The organism is Sulfitobacter sp. HI0129, assembly GCF_001635395.1.
Taxonomy (GTDB): domain Bacteria; phylum Pseudomonadota; class Alphaproteobacteria; order Rhodobacterales; family Rhodobacteraceae; genus Sulfitobacter.
This window is the reverse complement of the sequence record NZ_LWGH01000467.1, coordinates 1-474: the sequence shown is the minus strand read 5'-3', so window position 1 is coordinate 474 and position 474 is coordinate 1. Positions and strand designations below refer to the sequence as shown.

Annotated in this window: 1 protein-coding gene; it reads right to left on the bottom strand. The window is 59.7% G+C overall.

All coding sequences use genetic code 11. The features are described from left to right. Nucleotides 1-33 precede the first annotated feature (33 nt). Complete coding sequence (locus A3764_RS12745) at nucleotides 34-327, bottom strand: ribbon-helix-helix domain-containing protein (protein ID WP_067925022.1); 294 nt, start codon at nucleotides 325-327, stop codon at nucleotides 34-36. Nucleotides 328-474: the final 147 nt, after the last annotated feature.

Sequence of the window (474 nt, the reverse complement as noted above, 5' to 3'; positions counted from 1 at the left end):
TACCCGCACATGTTTTTCGGGACTATCCTGCCCCTATTCTGCCGCCATGGCAGCGGGGGTCGCCGTGCGAGAGATCTCCATAAACTTCAGACATGCGCAGCGCAGCAGCGACGTGAAGTTGGAGGGCTCGCCCCGTTGTTCCAGCACTTCTGCATGCAGTGTCGAGATAAAGACCGGGGTAGTCACGCCGTCGCGGGCCGCGATATCGTCCAGCGTGGCCCAGAAGGCATTTTCCAATCGGATCGACGTGCTCTGCCCGTTCAGCCGCAGGCGGCGGGTCGTGCAGGCATAGCGTTCCGGGTCCTGACCTGCAAAAACTTCACACATGCGATGATCCTCCCGTAATCTACGCATTGGCAGTATGCCGGGGTCAGCGGCCCTGAACTTCTACACGAGTTTTTACCCATCGTCCACTTCGGCCCGCTTCACAGGTATGTGCAGTATGTGACCGGCGAAACATTTGCGCGGCGCGGC